18 protein-coding genes are annotated in these 17,523 nt (G+C 62.4%); 10 read left to right on the top strand and 8 right to left on the bottom strand.

Translation table 11 applies throughout. The features are described from left to right. Positions 1-114 precede the first annotated feature (114 nt). Positions 115-450 (bottom strand): DUF3579 domain-containing protein, encoded by a 336-nt coding sequence (locus tag EPN80_RS02990; RefSeq protein WP_293023477.1) that lies wholly within the window; start codon positions 448-450, stop codon positions 115-117. Between the two features lie 264 nt (positions 451-714). On the opposite strand from EPN80_RS02990, the gene argF reads away from it, so the two are divergent. The 3 genes from argF (at position 715) to EPN80_RS03005 (ending at position 3,388) form a co-directional block, all read left to right on the top strand. Continuing rightward, the gene (argF, locus tag EPN80_RS02995; RefSeq protein ID WP_293023478.1) at positions 715-1,641 is read left to right on the top strand and encodes an ornithine carbamoyltransferase; all 927 of its coding nucleotides are present in this window, start codon (positions 715-717) and stop codon (positions 1,639-1,641) included. Positions 1,642-1,739: 98 nt separating this feature from the next. Continuing rightward, positions 1,740-2,966, top strand: coding sequence for an argininosuccinate synthase (locus EPN80_RS03000; RefSeq protein ID WP_293023479.1), 1,227 nt, complete (start codon positions 1,740-1,742; stop codon positions 2,964-2,966). A gap of 104 nt (positions 2,967-3,070) precedes the next feature. Then, complete coding sequence (locus EPN80_RS03005) at positions 3,071-3,388, top strand: pyrimidine/purine nucleoside phosphorylase (protein ID WP_293023481.1); 318 nt, start codon at positions 3,071-3,073, stop codon at positions 3,386-3,388. An 82-nt stretch (positions 3,389-3,470) separates the two neighbouring features. Here EPN80_RS03005 and murB read toward each other — a convergent pair whose 3' ends face one another. Further along, a complete protein-coding gene (gene murB, locus EPN80_RS03010) occupies positions 3,471-4,490 on the bottom strand; it encodes a UDP-N-acetylmuramate dehydrogenase (RefSeq protein WP_293023483.1) in 1,020 nt (339 codons plus the stop codon). A 153-nt stretch (positions 4,491-4,643) separates the two neighbouring features. Here murB and EPN80_RS03015 point away from each other — a divergent pair, with 153 nt between their 5' ends. Next, on the top strand, positions 4,644-5,129 hold the full coding sequence (locus EPN80_RS03015) for a YajQ family cyclic di-GMP-binding protein (RefSeq protein ID WP_293023485.1): 486 nt from the start codon (positions 4,644-4,646) through the stop codon (positions 5,127-5,129). Positions 5,130-5,153: 24 nt separating this feature from the next. On the opposite strand, the gene plsY is transcribed toward EPN80_RS03015, so the two are convergent. Further along, positions 5,154-5,759, bottom strand: a complete 606-nt coding sequence (plsY, locus tag EPN80_RS03020; RefSeq protein WP_293023486.1) for a glycerol-3-phosphate 1-O-acyltransferase PlsY — start codon at positions 5,757-5,759, stop codon at positions 5,154-5,156. Between the two features lie 44 nt (positions 5,760-5,803). After that, positions 5,804-6,298: a Cys-tRNA(Pro) deacylase gene (gene ybaK / locus EPN80_RS03025; RefSeq protein ID WP_293023488.1), complete on the bottom strand. Its 495-nt coding sequence runs from the start codon at positions 6,296-6,298 to the stop codon at positions 5,804-5,806. A gap of 213 nt (positions 6,299-6,511) precedes the next feature. Here ybaK and EPN80_RS03030 point away from each other — a divergent pair, with 213 nt between their 5' ends. Beyond that, positions 6,512-7,678 (top strand): acyl-CoA dehydrogenase family protein, encoded by a 1,167-nt coding sequence (locus EPN80_RS03030; protein WP_293023489.1) that lies wholly within the window; start codon positions 6,512-6,514, stop codon positions 7,676-7,678. 2 nt (positions 7,679-7,680) lie between these two features. Continuing rightward, on the top strand, positions 7,681-9,234 hold the full coding sequence (locus EPN80_RS03035; protein WP_293023490.1) for an AMP-binding protein: 1,554 nt from the start codon (positions 7,681-7,683) through the stop codon (positions 9,232-9,234). 25 nt (positions 9,235-9,259) lie between these two features. Here the strand turns inward: EPN80_RS03035 and xerD are convergent, their stop codons facing one another. The 3 genes from xerD to queG are packed head-to-tail and all read right to left on the bottom strand — an operon-like array spanning position 9,260 to position 11,861. Then, positions 9,260-10,162 carry a site-specific tyrosine recombinase XerD gene (xerD, locus tag EPN80_RS03040; protein ID WP_293023493.1) on the bottom strand — a complete coding sequence of 301 codons (903 nt, stop codon included), beginning with the start codon at positions 10,160-10,162 and terminating at the stop codon, positions 9,260-9,262. Continuing rightward, on the bottom strand, positions 10,159-10,632 hold the full coding sequence (locus EPN80_RS03045; RefSeq protein ID WP_293023495.1) for a methylated-DNA--[protein]-cysteine S-methyltransferase: 474 nt from the start codon (positions 10,630-10,632) through the stop codon (positions 10,159-10,161). The genes xerD and EPN80_RS03045 overlap by 4 nt, the downstream gene beginning before the upstream one ends. Before the next feature lie 56 nt (positions 10,633-10,688). Continuing rightward, the gene (gene queG, locus EPN80_RS03050) at positions 10,689-11,861 is read right to left on the bottom strand and encodes a tRNA epoxyqueuosine(34) reductase QueG (RefSeq protein WP_293023498.1); all 1,173 of its coding nucleotides are present in this window, start codon (positions 11,859-11,861) and stop codon (positions 10,689-10,691) included. An 18-nt stretch (positions 11,862-11,879) separates the two neighbouring features. Here queG and tsaE point away from each other — a divergent pair, with 18 nt between their 5' ends. Both tsaE and EPN80_RS03060 read left to right on the top strand, forming a co-directional pair. Then, positions 11,880-12,374, top strand: coding sequence for a tRNA (adenosine(37)-N6)-threonylcarbamoyltransferase complex ATPase subunit type 1 TsaE (tsaE, locus tag EPN80_RS03055; protein WP_293023501.1), 495 nt, complete (start codon positions 11,880-11,882; stop codon positions 12,372-12,374). Next, entirely contained in the window at positions 12,368-13,822 is a 1,455-nt protein-coding gene (locus EPN80_RS03060; RefSeq protein WP_293023504.1) for an N-acetylmuramoyl-L-alanine amidase, read from the top strand. The genes tsaE and EPN80_RS03060 overlap by 7 nt, the downstream gene beginning before the upstream one ends. Before the next feature lie 52 nt (positions 13,823-13,874). Here the strand turns inward: EPN80_RS03060 and EPN80_RS03065 are convergent, their stop codons facing one another. After that, complete coding sequence (locus EPN80_RS03065; RefSeq protein ID WP_293023507.1) at positions 13,875-14,534, bottom strand: VTT domain-containing protein; 660 nt, start codon at positions 14,532-14,534, stop codon at positions 13,875-13,877. Between the two features lie 123 nt (positions 14,535-14,657). Between EPN80_RS03065 and mutL the strand changes: the two genes are divergently transcribed. Next, positions 14,658-16,526 carry a DNA mismatch repair endonuclease MutL gene (gene mutL, locus EPN80_RS03070; protein WP_293023510.1) on the top strand — a complete coding sequence of 623 codons (1,869 nt, stop codon included), beginning with the start codon at positions 14,658-14,660 and terminating at the stop codon, positions 16,524-16,526. A gap of 21 nt (positions 16,527-16,547) precedes the next feature. Beyond that, positions 16,548-17,498, top strand: a complete 951-nt coding sequence (miaA, locus tag EPN80_RS03075; RefSeq protein WP_293023513.1) for a tRNA (adenosine(37)-N6)-dimethylallyltransferase MiaA — start codon at positions 16,548-16,550, stop codon at positions 17,496-17,498. The last annotated feature ends 25 nt before the right edge of the window (positions 17,499-17,523 follow it).

Raw genomic sequence — 17,523 nt, forward strand, 5'->3', positions numbered from 1 at the left:
CGCAGCCGCCCCATCATGGGTGCGGCACAAAAAAACCCGCATTCGTTGCGGGTTTTTTATTTCCGACCGACGCTCAAGGCGCGAGCCAAACATGCCGACACGGGCGTATCCGGCTCAAGCCGCGGGCGGTAAATCTCCCGAAGCGTCCGGAATCGAGCACGCCTCAGTCATTTGCAGTCCGTTATCGCGCGCGAAATTCAACACGAAATCGAACGCCATCGGCTCGATATCCCGCAGACGCTCGTCGATCACGACGCATTTGAGATCACCAACCATGACCGGGCGGACATAAGGGGAATATTGCAGCCGCGTGTTTGGGCCGCTACCGCCCCGCCCGAAACAGGACATGACACCACATAACCTTTCAGCCCAATCGCTTGGCCTGAATTTTTTACCATCCCGGGTGATGCCCTGGATGAAATACTCGCGCGCAGGAACCTGGTCGGCCATATCGCTTCATCACCTCTAAAAACAGCCGGCACTGGCGCCGCGGGTAGTGGCTCCGGCCTGAGGGAGTATTATATCTTATATAAGACTTACCCCAGCAAAACTCGCGTCTAAAAATGCGGCACCGACCCCCAGTCCCCGGTATCGACGCAACGTCGCGCCAACAGCCAATCATACCGCCGGCGGGTGGCATGCAAGCGATTTGATAGACTATAGGATTGTCGATGCCCCGGCGCTTTGACTGCCCATTTTGAGAGCCATGCCAAGATGACCGCCAAATCTATCAAGCATTACCTGCAATTCAACGACTTCACGCTGGAAGAGTACGGTTATGTGCTGGAGCGCGCCCGCATTCTGAAACAGAAGTTCAAGAACTACGAAACGTATCATCCGCTGCATGACCGAACATTGGCCATGATTTTCGAGAAAAGTTCGACGCGGACCCGTTTATCGTTCGAAGCGGGCATTCACCAATTGGGCGGCCATGCAGTATTTTTGAACACGCGCGACACACAACTCGGGCGGGGAGAGCCGATCGAAGATGCGGCCCAGGTGATCTCGCGCATGGTCGACATCATCATGATCCGCACGTTCGGGCAGGATATTCTCGAACGCTTCGCCGAATACTCGCGGGTACCGGTCATCAACGGCCTGACCAATGAATACCATCCATGCCAGGTGCTGGCAGACATCTTCACCTTTTACGAACATCGCGGCCCGATTCAGGGTAAGACAGTGACCTGGATCGGCGATGCAAATAACATGTCGTACACCTGGATTCAGGCGGCCGAAATCTTCGGTTTCACATTCCACATCTCGACGCCGCCTGGCTACCGCCTCGACCCGGCGATGGTCAATGACTCGAGTCGCGCGTATCTGCGCGAATTTGACGATCCCCGCGCGGCGTGTGCTGGCGCCGATCTGATCTCGACCGACGTGTGGACCAGCATGGGCTACGAAGCCGAGAACGAGGCCCGCAAGGCGGCATTCGAGAACTGGTGCGTTGACGCCGACCTGATGGCACAGGCCAAACCGGATGCCCTGTTCATGCACTGCCTGCCCGCGCACCGCGGCGAGGAGGTCAGCGCCGAAGTCATCGACGGCGCCCAAAGCGTCGTGTGGGACGAAGCGGAGAACCGGCTGCACGTTCAAAAAGCGCTGATGGAATACCTGCTGTTGGGCAAACTGAATTGATGCGGCTGCATCACGATTGGCCATGCCCACGCCGGTGAGTGCGAGTAAAATAATGTTCTTGCGCGCTCGCGCAGGACTCAACCCAAAGCGAAACCATCATGTCTGACGTCAAGAAAGTCGTGCTCGCCTACTCCGGCGGCCTGGACACCTCGGTCATCCTGAAGTGGCTCCAGGACACCTATCAATGCGAGGTCGTTACCTTTACCGCCGATATCGGCCAGGGCGAAGAACTCGAGCCGGCACGCAAAAAAGCCATCCAGCTCGGCATCAAGCCGGAAAACATCTTCATCGACGATCTGCGCGAGGAGTTCGTGCGCGATTTCGTCTTCCCCATGTTCCGCTGCAATGCGATCTATGAAGGCGAATACCTGCTCGGTACGTCGATCGCGCGCCCGCTGATCGCCAAACGCCAGATCGAAATCGCCCGCCAGACGAAAGCCGACGCGGTCTCGCACGGCGCCACCGGCAAGGGTAACGACCAAGTACGCTTTGAATTGGGCTATTACGGACTCGAACCCGGCATCAAGGTGATCGCACCGTGGCGCGAATGGGATCTGCTGTCGCGCGAGAAGCTGCTGGCCTACGCCGAGAACGCCGGCATCCCGATCGAAATGAAGCACAAGCAGGGCGGCGCCCCCTACTCGATGGACGCCAATCTGCTGCACATTTCATTTGAAGGCCGTCATCTGGAAGACCCCAAGGCCGAGGCCGAGGAAGACATGTGGCGCTGGACCGTATCGCCGGAAAAGGCGCCGGACGCCCCCGAGTACCTCGACATCGAGTATGAAAGCGGCGACCCGGTGGCGCTCAATGGCAAACGGATGAGCCCCGCCGAAGTCCTGACCGAACTGAACCGCCTGGGCGGCAAACATGGCATCGGTCGCCTCGACCTGGTGGAAAACCGCTACGTCGGCATGAAATCGCGCGGCTGCTACGAAACCCCCGGCGGCACGATCCTGCTCAAGGCGCACCGCGGTATCGAGTCGATCACCCTGGATCGCGAAGTGGCTCATCTGAAAGACGACCTGATGCCCCGCTATGCCACGCTGGTCTACAACGGCTACTGGTGGAGCCCCGAGCGCCGCGCGTTGCAGGTGCTGATCGACCACACCCAGCAGAAGGTCAATGGCTGGGTGCGCGTCAAGCTCTACAAGGGCAGCGTGAGCGTCGTTGCGCGCGACTCCAAGGACACGTTGTTCGACCAGACCATCGCGACCTTCGACGATGACGGCGGCGCTTACAACCAGGCCGACGCCGGCGGCTTCATCAAGCTAAACGCCTTGCGCATGCGCATTGCCGAGAACGCTCGCCGCAAACGCAGTTGAAGTCGCAGTCCAATTGCGGTCGACAAGGGCGCCTTCGGGTGCCCTTGTCGTACCCGGCGCATCGGCAGGCCGGCAAACCCTCACCTCTTCTTTGACACACCCCTATGGCCCAAACCCAACTGGACAACGTCAGCGTCGTCAAACGCGCCAATCTGTATTTCGACGGCAAATGCGTCTCGCACACCGTGCTGTGCGCCGACGGTAGCCGCAAGACGCTCGGCGTGATCTTCCCCGCCACATTGCGCTTCGGCACCGACGCGCCCGAGCACATGGAAATCAACGCCGGCCACTGCCGTATTCGGCGCGACGGCCAGCAGGACTGGCAAACCTACGGCGCAGGCGACAGCTTCCACATACCCGGTAACAGCCAGTTCGACATCGAAGTCACCGAAACCCTCGACTACACCTGCCATTACGGCTGATCGGCGACTAATAAATCGGCCCGTCGCAGCATCGCCAGTCGAGCGGCGGCACGCCGCGACGAGCGGCCGGGCCTGGCACCACTCATAGAATGACCGGCTCGGGTTCAAGCCGCACGCCGAAGCGCGACTGCACGTCGTCCATGATGGCTTGAGCCAGCGCCAGCACATCGCTGCCGTGCGCCCCGCCCCGATTGACCAGCACAAGCGCCTGACGCTCGTGAACTGCCACCGGACCGAGCGCACGCCCCTTCCATCCGCATTGATCGATCAGCCAGCCGGCGGCCAGTTTGTAGCTGCCATCGGCCTGCGGGTAAGACACCAGGCCAGGGTAACGCGTTAGCAACGTCGCCCGGGTGTCCGCGCTGACGACGGGATTCTTGAAAAAGCTGCCGACATTACCGGTGATCGCCGGATCGGGCAACTTTCGCCGGCGAATTGCGATCACGGCATCAAAAATGTCCTGAGGCGACGGCTGCGCGACATGCCGCTGCGCTAATTCCTGCGCGACATCGGTATATTGGATCACCGGCTGCCAGGGGCGTGGCAAGCGAAACGTCACCGACGTCACGATGTACCGGCCCGTGGGCGCCTGTTTGAACAGACTGTCCCGATAGGCAAAACGGCAGGCCGCGCGATCGAGCGTAACGAGCTCACCCGAGACAGTATCGAACACTTGGCACCAGGCAAAGCGCTCTGCCAGTTCCAGCCCGTATGCACCGATATTCTGAATCGGTGCTGCGCCCACCGTGCCGGGAATCAACGCGAGGTTTTCCAACCCACCCCAGCCCTGGTCGATCGTCCAGGCGACGAAATCGTGCCACAGCTCCCCAGCGCCCGCCTGCACCAGCCAGGCATCCGGGGTTTGCTTGATCAGGCGCCGTCCGGTAATGCGAGTGAGTACGGTCAAGCCATCGAAATCACGGGTCAGGATCACATTACTGCCGCCCCCCAGCACCAGGCGGGGCAACTCCGCCACACGCGCATCAGCCAGCAATGCCGGCAAATCCTCCGCATGCTCGAGCACCGCCGCATAGCGGCTGCGCGCATCGATGCCGAATGTGTTGTAAGCCAGTAAAGCGTAATCGGTAAGCAGAGTAGACATGCGTGGCGGCGTGCGGCCCGTTCCTAAGGCGGTAGTGACTGAATTACAATAGCGAGCGACGAATTATAGCGGCCACCTGCGATACGAGTCGCGGCCGGGCCCAGGCGCGACAGAACCGCGCGCAGCCTCTCAACCCCATAGGAGCAGACGCTCATGCCATCATTTGACGTGGTTTGCGAAGCCAATATGGTCGAAATCAAAAATGCCGTCGACCAGGCCAACAAAGAAATCACCACCCGTTTTGACTTCAAGGGTTCCGACGCCCGTATCGAGCACAAGGATCAGGAGCTGACCGCATTTGCCGATGACGACTTCAAGCTCGGACAGGTCCGCGACGTGCTGGTCGGCAAGATGGCCAAGCGCCAGGTCGACGTACGGTTTCTCGACTACGGCAAGATCGACAAAATCGGCGGCGATAAGGTCAAACAGGTCATCACCGTCAAGAAAGGCGTCAGCGCCGATTTAGCGAAAAAAATAGTGCGGCTGGTCAAAGACAGCAAAATCAAGGTGCAGGCGAGCATCCAGGGCGACGCGGTGCGCGTCTCCGGCAACAAACGCGACGACTTGCAAAACACCATCGCGCTGCTGCGCAAGGAAGTGACCGACACGCCGCTCGATTTCAATAACTTTCGCGACTGATGCGGACCGGGACGTGCCCGGCCATCACGATTTTTTCTGTCCGACCCGGCTTTCCTTGCCCGCGAGCAATCGCCCGATATTGGCCCAGTGCCGGTAAATGAGCAGCAGCGACATCGCGATCACCGCCGGCGTGTAGGGGCCGACGCCAAACATGAAGATGTAATACAGGGGCGCGAAAATCGCCGCAACGAGCGCTGCCAGCGACGAATAGCGAAAAAAGGCGAGAATGATCAGCCACGTGGCAATGGTTGCACAACCCAGCCATGCATTGATCGCCAGCAAAACACCTGCCGCCGTCGCCACCCCTTTGCCACCCGCGAAACGCAGGAATATCGGGTACAAATGCCCGACGAACACCGCCACCGCAACCAACGCCAAGCCGCCGTCGCTCACACCCCAGGCATTTGCGTAGCGCGTGGCGAGAAAGACCGCCAGCCACCCCTTGAAGGCGTCACCCACCAACGTGAGCGCCGCCGCTGCCTTGTTGCCCGAGCGCAGGACATTGGTGGCCCCGGGGTTCTTCGAGCCATAGGTGCGCGGGTCTGCCAGCCCCATGCCGCGGCTCACGATAACGGCAAAGGGCACCGAGCCGATCAAGTAGGCGAAAAGCACGAAAATCAGCGTGGCCATGCGAATTCCATTGAGATCGTCGAATTGGGCGCCATTCTACTTGACTACGCCCCCGCGTTGGCGCACTGCACCGCCTTGGCGTCGAGCAGTGCCGTGAGCGCCTGCGGTGCGATTCCCACCAGATAGCCGCGCCGCCCGCCGTTGATATAGATCTTCGGCAGGTCGAGCACACTGCGCTCGACGAAAACCGGCATCGGCCGGCGCGTGCCGAATGGCGACGTGCCTCCCACCAGATAACCGGAGTGCCGCTGTGCCACTTCGGGCTTGCAGGGATCCACGCGCTTGACGCCAATCTGCCTGGCCAGGCTTTTGGTCGATACGGTGCAATCGCCATGCATCAGAACCACCAACGGCTTGCCTTGTTCGTCCTCCATAATGAGCGTCTTCACTACATGATGCTCATCGATCCCCAATTGCCGCGCCGACTCGGCAGTACCGCCGTGCTCGACATACTCATAGGGATGCTCGGTAAAAGCAATGCCATGCTGACGCAGATACTGAGTGGCAGGCGTCTCCGAAACGTGTTTTTGTTTGCTCATGACGATATTTTACCGATGATCATATTGACCTGGACATGCGGAAGCATTAATTCTGTTCCGCATAGCAGAATACTATTTTGAAATTTTCCACACCGCCTGCTATCTTACAGCCACCGAATAGCACGACCGTTCGCTATTTGTACCGCCGCACGATGGCCGGCCGCAAGTCGATAATGACGATATCGAGACACCCAGATTTTCCAAGGACATCCCATGATTCGCGATAACGAAACCCAAACATTGCTGGAAGATTCGATTCGACGCTTCGTGCGCGAGCGACTCATGCCGCGAGAACATGAAATTGCAGAAACGGATGCCATTCCCGAGCAACTGGTGCAGCAAATGCGCGAACTCGGTCTGTTCGGCCTGGCGATTCCGGAGGCCTATGGCGGGCTCGGCTTGACGATGGAAGAAGAGGTCCGGGTGGCGTTCGAACTGGGCCAGACTTCGCCGGCCTTCCGCTCGCTGATCGGCACCAATAACGGCATCGGCTCCCAGGGCATTGTCATCGATGGTACCCCCGAGCAGCGCGCGCACTACTTGCCGCGGCTTGCCTCGGGCGAGTTGATCGGCTCGTTCGCACTGACCGAGCCCGGTGCGGGTTCCGATGCCGGCGCGCTCGCGACCAGCGCCCGGCGCGTGTCGGATGCCCAGGGCGATGCCTATGTGCTCAATGGCACCAAGCGCTACATCACGAACGCGCCGCATGCCGGCATCTTCACCGTGATGGCCAGAACCGATCCGGCGATCAAGGGCGCCGGCGGCATCTCCGCGTTCATCGTCGAAGCCGGCACACCGGGTCTGTCACTTGGCAAGATCGACCAGAAAATGGGCCAGAAGGGCGCGCATACCTGCGACGTGATCTTCGAGAATTGCCGCATTCCCGCCGCCAACCTGATCGGCGGCCAGGAAGGAGTGGGATTCAAGACAGCCATGAAGGTGCTCGACAAGGGGCGCCTGCATATTGCCGCAGTCGCCGTCGGCGCGGCCAAGCGTATGTTGCGCGACGCCCTGGCCTATGCGATGGAGCGCCGCCAGTTCGGGCACCCGGTCGCCGAGTTTCAACTGGTGCAGGGCATGCTGGCCGACAGTAAAGCGGAGTTGTATGCCGCCGAATGCATGGTGCTCGACGCCGCCCGCAAGCGCGACGAGGGGCGCGACGTCAGCGTCGAAGCCTCATGCGCCAAATACTTCGCCACCGAGATGTGCGGCCGCGTCGCCGACCGCGCCGTGCAGATACACGGTGGCGCTGGCTATATCAGCGATTACGGCATCGAGCGCTTTTATCGTGATGTGCGCCTGTTCCGCCTGTACGAGGGCACCTCGCAAATCCAACAGATTGTCATCGCGCGCGGGCTGATGCGCGGCGCGGAGATCTGAACATGCGCACGTCCGCCGCAACCGAGATACTCGACGATATACCCGCCCTGCTGGCCGCCCTGCCTGCCAATATCGGGCAACTTGCGCATCGCATTGCCGCCGTCGCGCCCGGGCGGCTTGCATTGCGCGAGGACGAGCGACAACTCACCTATGCCGAACTCGCGGCAGCTGTCGACGCCGCCAGCACGCGACTGCGCGAGGCTGGCGTACGGGCGGGCGATCGCGTCATGCTGGTCAACGAGAACTGCGCGGCGCTGGTGGTCCTGTTACTGGCGACGGCAAATCTCGGCGCCTGGTCGCTGGTCGCCAACGCCCGCCTGTCGAGCGCCGAGATCGATACCATTCAATCGCACGCGCAAGCGCGGCTGACGCTCTACACGACCGGCATCTCGCCGGACGCGCTAGCGCACGCGCGACGCTGTGGGGCAACTGCGGCCGATTGGATCGATCTCGGTATCGGCCAGGTGTATGTCGGCCCACTAAACGTCGACTGTGCGCCTGAACCAACCTCACCCGACCCAGCACGACAATGCGCCGCCCTGATCTATACGACCGGTACCACAGGTCAGCCCAAAGGGGTCATGCTGTCGCACCGCAATCTGCTGTTCATCGCCGCGGTGTCGAGCCTGCTGCGTCGCGTCAACGGCGACGATCTGGTGTACGCTGTGCTGCCGATCTCGCATGTCTATGGACTCGCCTCGGTGTGCCTGGGCACCCTGTACGCCGGCGGCACGCTGCGGCTGGCGCCACGCTTTGACCCGGCCCGCGTGCTGCGCGCGCTGGCAAATGAGGGGGTCACGATCTTCCAGGGCGTGCCGGCCATGCATGCCAAACTGTTCGAGCAACTGGACGCCCCGCATCGCCCCTTGGACGCGCCGCGATTGCGCTTTGTCTATTCCGGCGGCTCGCCGCTCGACCAAACGCTGAAGGCGCGCGGCGAGGCCCGCTACGGCCTGCCGCTGCATAACGGCTACGGCATGACCGAAAGCAGCCCGACGATCTCCCAAACACGGCTCGACGCGCCATGCACGGACTGCTCGGTGGGCCCGCTCATCCCCGGCATCGAGGCCCGGCTGGCCGATGGCGATGCCGGGATCGGCGAGCTATGGGTGCGGGGTCCCAATGTCATGCTTGGATACTATCGCGATCCGGCGCAAACGCGGGGAGCACTGAGCGCCGATGGCTGGCTGAAAACCGGCGATATGGCGCGCTTCGACGAGCGCGGCAATCTGCACATCGTCGGGCGCCGCAAAGAGTTGATCATCCGCTCGGGTTTCAATGTCTATCCGGCGGAAGTCGAACAAGTGCTCAACAGCCACCCGGCCGTGCTGCAATCGGCTGTGATCGGCCGTCCGGTGGAAGGCAACGAGGAGGTGGTGGCGTTCGTCGAGCTCAAGCCCGGCGCCCTGGCCCCGGCAAACGAGGCAACACTCGGGGCCTGGGCGAAACAACGTCTGGCCCCTTACAAGCGCCCCACCGAGATTCGCATCGTCGAGCGCCTGCCGGCCGCTGCAACCGGCAAAATCCTCAAGCACAAGTTGCGCGACCTGCTGTGAAATTCGCCGCGGCGGCCCGGTGTTATCAGCCGCGCGGGTGATGCTTGCCGTGAAGAATCTTGAGCCGCTCGCGCGCGACGTGCGTGTAGATTTGCGTGGTGGAAATGTCGGCGTGCCCGAGCAGCAGCTGAACCACGCGCAAATCCGCGCCATGATTGAGCAAATGCGTGGCAAACGCGTGTCGCAGCGTATGTGGCGAGAGCGGCGCGCGAATCTCGGCCTGTGCCGCGTAGCGCTTGATGATGTACCAGAATGCCTGGCGAGTCATGCCCTCGCCGCGCTGCGTCACGAACAGCGTGTCGCACAGCCGCGCGCCCAGCAATGCCGGCCTCCCCTCGGCCAGGTAGCGGGCGATCCAGCCGTGCGCCTCGTCGCCGAACGGCACCAGACGCTCCTTTGCGCCCTTGCCGAAAATGCGCAACACACCTTCGTTGAGTCCGACCTCGACCGACTTGAGTTGTACCAGCTCCGACACGCGCAAGCCGCTGGCGTACATCAGTTCCAGCATCGTGCGATCACGCATGCCCAGCGGCGTCTCGACATCAGGGGCGGCCAAAAGGGTTTCGACCTGCGTCTCACTCAGCGTCTTGGGAAAACGCGGCGCTTGCCTGGCGGCATGTACATTCAAACAGGGATCGGCACTGACGCTGCATTCGCGCAACGCCCATTGGTAAAAGCGCTTGAACACCGAGAGGCGCCGGTTGGCGCTGGTGGCCTTGCCGTTCCTGTGAAATGCCAGGTAGGCGCGCAGATCGGCCTCCTGAACCTGGTCGAGTGCGAGCTGGCGATCTTCGACCAGCCATTGCGCGAAAAGACGCAGGTCACGCCGGTAAGCATCCAGCGTATTGCGCGACAGTCCATCCTCGAGCCACAGCGTGTCGCAAAAGGTATCGGTCAGCGCGAGGCTGGCGGACAGCGCATCGCTCATATCAGCATGACACCTTCGTGTCGCAGCAACCACCGCTTGATTGCCAGAAAGTAGCCGTCGACGTCGTGATTGGCAAACCCGCCCAGCCCACTCGAGGACACCACGCGATGACACGGGATGGCCAGCGGAAAATAATTGGCGCCGCACGCTTGCCCGACCGCGCGTGGCGCCGTGCGCATCTGCTTGGCGATATGTCCGTAGGTCAGCACCTTTCCGGCAGGAATCGCGCAGATAGCCTGCCAGACCCTCTGCTGGAACGCCGTGCCGACCGGCTTGAGCGGCAGGTCGAACACGAAGGCCGGGTCATCGACGTACGCCTCGATCTGCCGGGCGGCACGCTCGGCCAGCGCATCTTCCGGCGCTGCCGAGCTCATGCTTTCCGGCACATAAACGATCTCCTCGACGCAGCCCGCGCCGGTGCGGATACCCACCTTGCCGAACGGCACATCGATCACTGCATTGAATTGCATCACCGCCCCATCCTTCACGCGCTATCCTCAGCTACCGGGATTTTACGCCGACGTGATTACGGCGGCATCGCCACCGGGTCTTGTGCGAGCGCCCATGCGACATGCTCGCGCACCAGGGCCGAAGGATCATTGGCGCGGGCCCGCAGCGCCTGACGCAGCGCATCTTGCCCGGTGGCGCGCAATCCATTGCCCAGCGCTACCGCGATGTTGCGCAGCCAGCGCTCATGGCCAATCCGGCGAATCGCGCTCCCCGCCATGCGCTCCAGAAATTCGGCCTCGGACCATGCGAACAGCGTGGCCAACATAACGTCGTCCAAACCGTTGCGCACGGCGAAATCAGGCATTGGCGAGCGCTGCGCGAACTTGTTCCACGGACAGACCAGTTGGCAATCGTCGCAGCCATACACGCGGTTTCCCAGCAACGGCCGCAACTCGAGCGGAATCGCGCCTTTGTGCTCGATCGTCAGATAGGAGATGCAGCGTCGCGCATCCACGCGGTAGGGCGCCACGATCGCACCGGTCGGACATGCCTGGCGGCAACGCTCGCAATGACCGCAATGCGCGCCATCCTCGTCCGCCCGATCGATCGGCAATGGCAGGTCGACATAGATTTCGCCAAGGAAGAACATCGAACCGGCCGAGCGTGAGAGCAGCAGCGTATGTTTGCCACGCCAGCCGAGCCCGGCCTTTTGTGCCAGCTCGACCTCCAGTACCGGCGCCGAGTCGGTAAATACGCGATAGCCGAACGGCCCGATTTCGGTGGCAACGCGATCGGCCAACTGTTGCAGGCGCTGGCGCATGATCTTGTGATAGTCGCGTCCGCGCGCGTAGATCGACACCACCGCTGCGGCGGGCTCCTCCTGGCGCGCCAGTTCGACGTGCCGCCAGTCGCGTGCCGCAGCCGCAGCTTCAGGCGCGGGCAAGTAGTCCATGCGCGCGCTGATCACGCGAACGGTTCCAGGCACCAATTCCGCAGGCCGCGCGCGCTTGAGGCCATGATTGGCCATATAATCCATGTCACCCTGACACCCCTGCGCAAGCCACGACAACAGGCCCGCCTCAGCGGCGCGCAAATCGACATCGCTGACACCGATCGCGCCGAATCCGAGTTCGCGGCCCCATTGTTTGATCCGCGCAGACAGTCGCGCCAACCCCTCCGGACCATCCGGGGGACCCGGTTCATGTGGATCGGACGCGTGCGCCGAGGTGAGTGTTTGTGACCCGTTCATTTGACTCGATTGTACGCAATGCCCGCCTCCGCCGCCGCGACAAAACAATTCAATCTGCCCGACGAGCACGCCACCGGGGCGTTTGCCGCGCGCCTGGCGCAAGCCATCGCGGCGCGTCCGGCCGAAGGTCTGCACGTGCATTTGTCGGGCGACCTCGGTGCCGGCAAAACGACGCTGGTGCGCGCACTGCTGCGCGCCCTCGGGCATACCGGTCGGGTGCGCAGCCCGACTTACACACTGTGTGAACCATACAACATCGCCTTTCCCAAAGGTCGATTGGAGGTCTATCATTTCGACCTATATCGTTTTGCGGATCCTGCCGAGTGGCATGACGCGGGTTTTCGCGACCACTTCACGGGCAATGCGCTTTGCCTGATCGAATGGCCGGAGAAAGCCGGCGGCTTGCTCGGGGTGCCCGATCTCACACTGAAATTGGAACCGGCAGGCTCAGGGCGACGTCTCACCGCCGTCGCATGCACACCTAAAGGCATCGCTGTTCTTGACCAATGCTAATCAATAAATATCGCCGCTCCGACCATACCGCACCGAGCGATCCGGGCCGCCGCCGCGTGCTGCGCACCGGCGCGTCGACGCTGGTGCTGGCGCTGGCCGGCACGCGCCTGGCGCACGCAACCACGATCATGGCGGTGCGCGTGTGGCCCGCCAAAGACTACACCCGGGTTACCCTCGAGACCGACACGCCGATCACTTTTCAGCAAGATCTGGTAGAAAATCCCTATCGCTTCGTGATTGATCTGGACGGCCTGCAGATGAACACGACGTTGCGCGATCTCGTCGCCAAGATCAACCCGAACGACCCGCAGATCAGTCAGGTGCGTGTCGGACAGTTCAAACCCAACGTGGTGCGGCTGGTGTTCGATCTGAAAACCGCCGTGAAACCGCAATCGTTCACCTTGCCGCCGGTCGCGGGCTATCGCTATCGGACGGTGTTCGACCTGTATCCGGCGGTGCCCCCCGATCCGCTGATGGAGTTGCTCAAGCAAAGCGAGCGCAAGGAGCAGGCGCTGGCGCAGAAGCAGCAAAAGAGCCAGGACGATGCGGGCGCCCAGGATAGTACCGAGGCATTTTTCCAGCGCTACGCGCAAGGCGGGTCCGGCGCCACCGAACCCCATCACGACCTGGGCACGAAGCCCAAGTCCGATCGAGCGCCCGAGGTACTCGCGCAACGGGATCGGCGCCGCGGCCCGCAGGACAGCGTGGACAATCCGCCGACGCGGCGAGGCCGCACGACGCGCCTGCTGACGATCGCGCTCGATCCGGGACACGGCGGGGAAGATCCCGGCGCCATCGGTCACCGCGGCTCTTACGAGAAGCACGTCGTGCTGCAGATCGGCAAGCGCCTGCGCGACAAGATCAATGCCCAGCCGAATATGCGGGTCATGATGACGCGCGACTCCGACTTTTTCGTGCCGTTGTATGTTCGCGTGCAAAAGGCGCGGCGCGTCGATGCCGATTTGTTCGTGTCGATTCACGCCGATGCATTCACGACCCCCGAGGCGCGAGGCTCATCGGTTTTCGCGCTGTCCGAGCGCGGCGCCACCAGCGCCGCCGCGCGCTTTCTGGCAACCACCCAGAACGAATCGGACCGCATCGGCGGCGTCGACATCAAAACCAGCGACAAAGTCGTCGCCCATGCGCTGCTGGATATGTCGACCACCGCGCAGATTCGCGACAGCAAGCGCTTCGGCAACGACTTGCTGCAAACGATCGGCAAGATCAACAAGCTGCACAGCGGGCGCGTCGAGCAAGCCGGCTTTGCCGTGCTCAAGGCGCCGGACATCCCCTCGGTACTGGTCGAAACAGCGTTCATCAGCAACCCGGACGAAGAGGCGAAGCTCAATACCAGCGAATACCAGGAAGAGATGGCCGATGCGCTGCTGCACGGCATCAAAGCCTATTTCGCAGCTCACCCGCCGCTGTCGAGAAATCCGACGGCATAAATAAAAGCGGCGGCCCGATCGGCCGCCGCGGTTTTGAAACGAATATCCCCGCTCAGCGGTTTTGCGAGACCGCGCGCCGCTTGGCCAGCAGACGCCACAGCCCGCCGACAGCCAACGGCACCACGGCGGCGCTGATGCCGATGAGCACGATCACGTTGAGGTATTGCTTTACCAACGGCAAATTGCCGAACAAGTAGCCGGCGCCTACCAGTAGCGCGACCCAGATCAGCGCGCCGAGCATATTGTAGATCTGGAAACGCCGCATCGACATCGCCGACACGCCAGCAACGAAAGGAGCAAAGGTTCTGACCACCGGAATGAAACGCGCCAGTACGACCGTTTTTCCCCCGTGCCGCTCATAGAATTCATGGGTGATGCGCAAGGCGTTCCGATCGAGAAAACGCCAGTTGTGCTCGAACACCTTGGGCCCGATATAGCTCCCGATCAGGTAGTTCAGCGTATTGCCCGTCACTGCGGCGATAAACAGCACCCCCCCCAGCATCCAGCCATCCATCGCTCCGGTGGCAGCAAGCGCGCCGCCGACGAAAAGCAGTGAGTCGCCCGGCAGAAACGGCACCACCACCAGGCCGGTTTCGGCAAATACGATCACGAACAGCAATACATAAACCCATGCACCGTACGCCACGATGAAGTCATGAAGGTGTTGGTCGATATGGAGCACCATACCGAGCAAATGCAACAATGTATCCAAGTCCGTTCCTCAATGATTGTCGTGCGGCGCCACGCCGGGGCACTCGCGCGCCATGATACCACCTGCGCCGACGCCGGCATGGCGCTCCTGAATACATTCGACGCCGCGCTTTATAATGGTTCCATGTCAGCCGTCAACTCCACTCCGATTCAGCCCGTCGCAACACGTGAGATTCGTGTTTTGCCGGATCAACTCATCAGCCAGATCGCCGCTGGCGAGGTCGTCGAACGGCCAGCATCGGTTGTCAAGGAACTGCTGGAAAACGCCCTGGACGCTGGAGCCTCGCAACTGCAGATCAAACTGGATGAAGGTGGAGTCCGCCGCATTGTGGTGGCCGACGACGGCGGCGGCATCCCGGTGGAGCAGCTGCCGCTGGCGTTGACGCGTCACGCGACCAGCAAAATTCGTTCCCTGGATGAGTTGGAATCGGTGCTCTCGCTCGGCTTTCGCGGCGAGGCGCTCGCCTCGATTGCCTCGGTCGCCCAGCTCATGCTGACCAGCCGTCAACTGGGCGCGCCGCATGCCACCGTGATCGACGGTCATACTGGCGTGCTTCAGCCCGCCGCCGGCGGCGTAGGGACCACCGTAGACGTGCGCGATCTCTATTTCAATACCCCGGCGCGACGTAAATTCCTAAAAAGCGAACAGACGGAATTCGGCCATTGCCTCGACGTCATTCGACGCAGTGCGCTGGCGCGACCGGACGTGGCCTTCTCGGTGCAGCACAACGGCCGTGTGGTCGAACATTGGAACGTCGCAACGCCGGCGCAGCGAGTAGCCCGGGTGCTCGGCGAGGCATTTGCCGATGCGCATCTGCCGATAGAGGAGCAAGCGGCGGAGCTTTGCCTGCGTGGCTTTGCCGGCTTGCCCACCGCCAGCCGGGGACGTGCCGACCAGCAATATTTCTTCGTCAATGGCCGATTCGTGCGCGACAAGCTGCTCACGCACGCGGTGCGCTCCGCCTATGAAGACGTCCTGCACGGGGAACGCTTTCCGGCTTATGTGTTGTATCTGGAGTTGCCGCCACAACTGGTCGACGTCAACGTGCATCCCTCGAAAATCGAGGTGCGCTTTCGCGACGCCCGCAGCATCCACCAGTTTGTGTTCCATGCGGTTCAGCGAACCCTGGCGCGCGCCGCCGGCGCTGGCGGTGCCACACACGCGGCTCAACCTGCCGCCTCGGGCGGGCTGGAGCCCGCCTATGGCAAGCCGGTCGATCCATTGTCCGGCCATCGCAGCTGGGTGCCGCAGCCCATGCAGCAGCGCGCCTTGCCGGTAGCGCAACCTCTGGCTGCCTACGATGCCTTGTTCGGACGCGCGGCGCCCGCCGGCCCGGCGGCCGGCGTACCGCCAGCCATACCCTCCGTCCGCGCCGAGCCCGTGGCGGCCGATGGCGCCGACACGCACGCGCAACCGCTCGGGTTCGCCCTCGGGCAATTGCACGGCATCTACATCTTGGCTCAAAATGCCCAGGGGCTTGTACTGGTCGACATGCACGCGGCCCACGAACGCATCCTTTACGAGCAATTCAAGCAGGCGCTTGGCGCACGCGACGTCCCGGTTCAACCACTCCTGATCCCCGTCACGTTCTTCGCCGACCCGGTTGAAATCGGCACGGTGGAGGAACACCGCGACACGCTGACCGCGCTGGGATTCGATCTCGCCGTTCTGTCGCCCACCACGCTGGCCGTGCGAGCCATCCCCGCCCTGCTCGACGGCGCCGATGCGCAAGCCCTGGCGCGTGCGGTGCTGGCCGACCTGCGCAACTTCGGCGGCTCGCGCGTGTTGACCGAGCGCCAGCACGAGCTGCTCGGCACGCTGGCATGCCACAGCGCGGTGCGCGCCAATCGCCGGCTGACGCTTGAGGAAATGAACGCACTGCTGCGGCAAATGGAGGCCACCGAGCGCGCCGATCAATGCAATCACGGCCGGCCGACCTGGTACCAGCTCACCCTGGCGGATCTCGACAAGCTTTTCATGCGCGGCCGGTAACCCCGTGCCGCATGCCGTTCGATGAACGATCTCGCCCGCTCCCCTATTCTGTGCCTGCTGGGTCCGACCGCCTCCGGCAAGACGGCTGCGGCGCTGACGCTCGCCGAGCATGCGCCGATCGAAATCATCAGCGTCGACTCGGCACTGGTGTATCGCGGCATGGATATCGGTACCGCCAAACCAACCACCGAAGAGCGCGAGCGCGTGCCGCACCACCTGATCGACATCATAGATCCGGCCGATGCCTACTCGGCCGCGCAGTTTCGCAAGGATGCCTTGCGTCTGATCGAGGAAATTCTCGCGCGTGGCAGACACCCGGTGCTGGTGGGCGGCACCATGCTCTACTACAAGGCACTGACCGAAGGGTTGAATTCCTTGCCGGCGGCCGACGCAGCGATTCGTACCCGACTCGACGAAGAAGCCGCCCGACTCGGCTGGCCGACCCTGCATGCGCGGCTTGCCACGGTTGACGCCGCGGCCGCGCAACGCCTGGCCCCCAATGACGCGCAGCGCATCCAGCGCGCCCTTGAAGTTTTCGAGCTGACCGGCAAGCCGTTGTCGGCTTGGTTGACCCAGGATCGTTCGCCCCCCCGATCGGCGCACCGCCGTTTCGTCCCGATCGCTCTCGAGCCATCGGAACGCGGCATTCTGCACGAGCGCATCGCGGCCCGCTTTGACGCCATGCTGGCCAGTGGCTTTGTCGATGAGGTCGAGAGACTCAAGCGCCGCGGCGATCTGCATCCCGGCCTGCCGTCGATGCGTTGCGTGGGCTACCGGCAAGCCTGGGAATACCTGGATGGCGCGACCGACTATGCCACGTTCCGCGACAAGGGTGTGTTTGCCACCCGACAACTGTGCAAACGCCAGCTCACATGGTTGCGCAGCATCGCGCAGCGGGTCGTGATCGATTGCGTCTCGCCGGATGTCTCGGCGCAAGTGCTGGCGCATGCGCGAGCGTATTGGCAGGATTAGGCGCCAAAGCCGTGGCAACCCTGTA

This window comes from Pandoraea sp. (assembly GCF_004297875.1).
In the GTDB taxonomy this organism is placed as follows: Bacteria; Pseudomonadota; Gammaproteobacteria; order Burkholderiales; family Burkholderiaceae; genus Pandoraea.

What these genes read in the sequence shown, in the direction of transcription:
- queG (WP_293023498.1), bottom strand. Translation starts at nt 11,861, where the DNA reads ATGAACGGGTCACAAACACTCACCTCGGCGCACGCGTCCGATCCACAT.
- EPN80_RS03035 (WP_293023490.1), top strand. Translation starts at nt 7,681, where the DNA reads ATGCGCACGTCCGCCGCAACCGAGATACTCGACGATATACCCGCCCTG.
- EPN80_RS03015 (WP_293023485.1), top strand. Translation starts at nt 4,644, where the DNA reads ATGCCATCATTTGACGTGGTTTGCGAAGCCAATATGGTCGAAATCAAA.
- tsaE (WP_293023501.1), top strand. Translation starts at nt 11,880, where the DNA reads ATGCCCGCCTCCGCCGCCGCGACAAAACAATTCAATCTGCCCGACGAG.
- EPN80_RS02990 (WP_293023477.1), bottom strand. Translation starts at nt 450, where the DNA reads ATGGCCGACCAGGTTCCTGCGCGCGAGTATTTCATCCAGGGCATCACC.
- EPN80_RS03000 (WP_293023479.1), top strand. Translation starts at nt 1,740, where the DNA reads ATGTCTGACGTCAAGAAAGTCGTGCTCGCCTACTCCGGCGGCCTGGAC.
- mutL (WP_293023510.1), top strand. Translation starts at nt 14,658, where the DNA reads ATGTCAGCCGTCAACTCCACTCCGATTCAGCCCGTCGCAACACGTGAG.
- EPN80_RS03030 (WP_293023489.1), top strand. Translation starts at nt 6,512, where the DNA reads ATGATTCGCGATAACGAAACCCAAACATTGCTGGAAGATTCGATTCGA.
- miaA (WP_293023513.1), top strand. Translation starts at nt 16,548, where the DNA reads ATGAACGATCTCGCCCGCTCCCCTATTCTGTGCCTGCTGGGTCCGACC.
- EPN80_RS03060 (WP_293023504.1), top strand. Translation starts at nt 12,368, where the DNA reads ATGCTAATCAATAAATATCGCCGCTCCGACCATACCGCACCGAGCGAT.
- plsY (WP_293023486.1), bottom strand. Translation starts at nt 5,759, where the DNA reads ATGGCCACGCTGATTTTCGTGCTTTTCGCCTACTTGATCGGCTCGGTG.
- EPN80_RS03005 (WP_293023481.1), top strand. Translation starts at nt 3,071, where the DNA reads ATGGCCCAAACCCAACTGGACAACGTCAGCGTCGTCAAACGCGCCAAT.
- murB (WP_293023483.1), bottom strand. Translation starts at nt 4,490, where the DNA reads ATGTCTACTCTGCTTACCGATTACGCTTTACTGGCTTACAACACATTC.
- argF (WP_293023478.1), top strand. Translation starts at nt 715, where the DNA reads ATGACCGCCAAATCTATCAAGCATTACCTGCAATTCAACGACTTCACG.
- ybaK (WP_293023488.1), bottom strand. Translation starts at nt 6,298, where the DNA reads ATGAGCAAACAAAAACACGTTTCGGAGACGCCTGCCACTCAGTATCTG.
- EPN80_RS03045 (WP_293023495.1), bottom strand. Translation starts at nt 10,632, where the DNA reads ATGCAATTCAATGCAGTGATCGATGTGCCGTTCGGCAAGGTGGGTATC.
- xerD (WP_293023493.1), bottom strand. Translation starts at nt 10,162, where the DNA reads ATGAGCGATGCGCTGTCCGCCAGCCTCGCGCTGACCGATACCTTTTGC.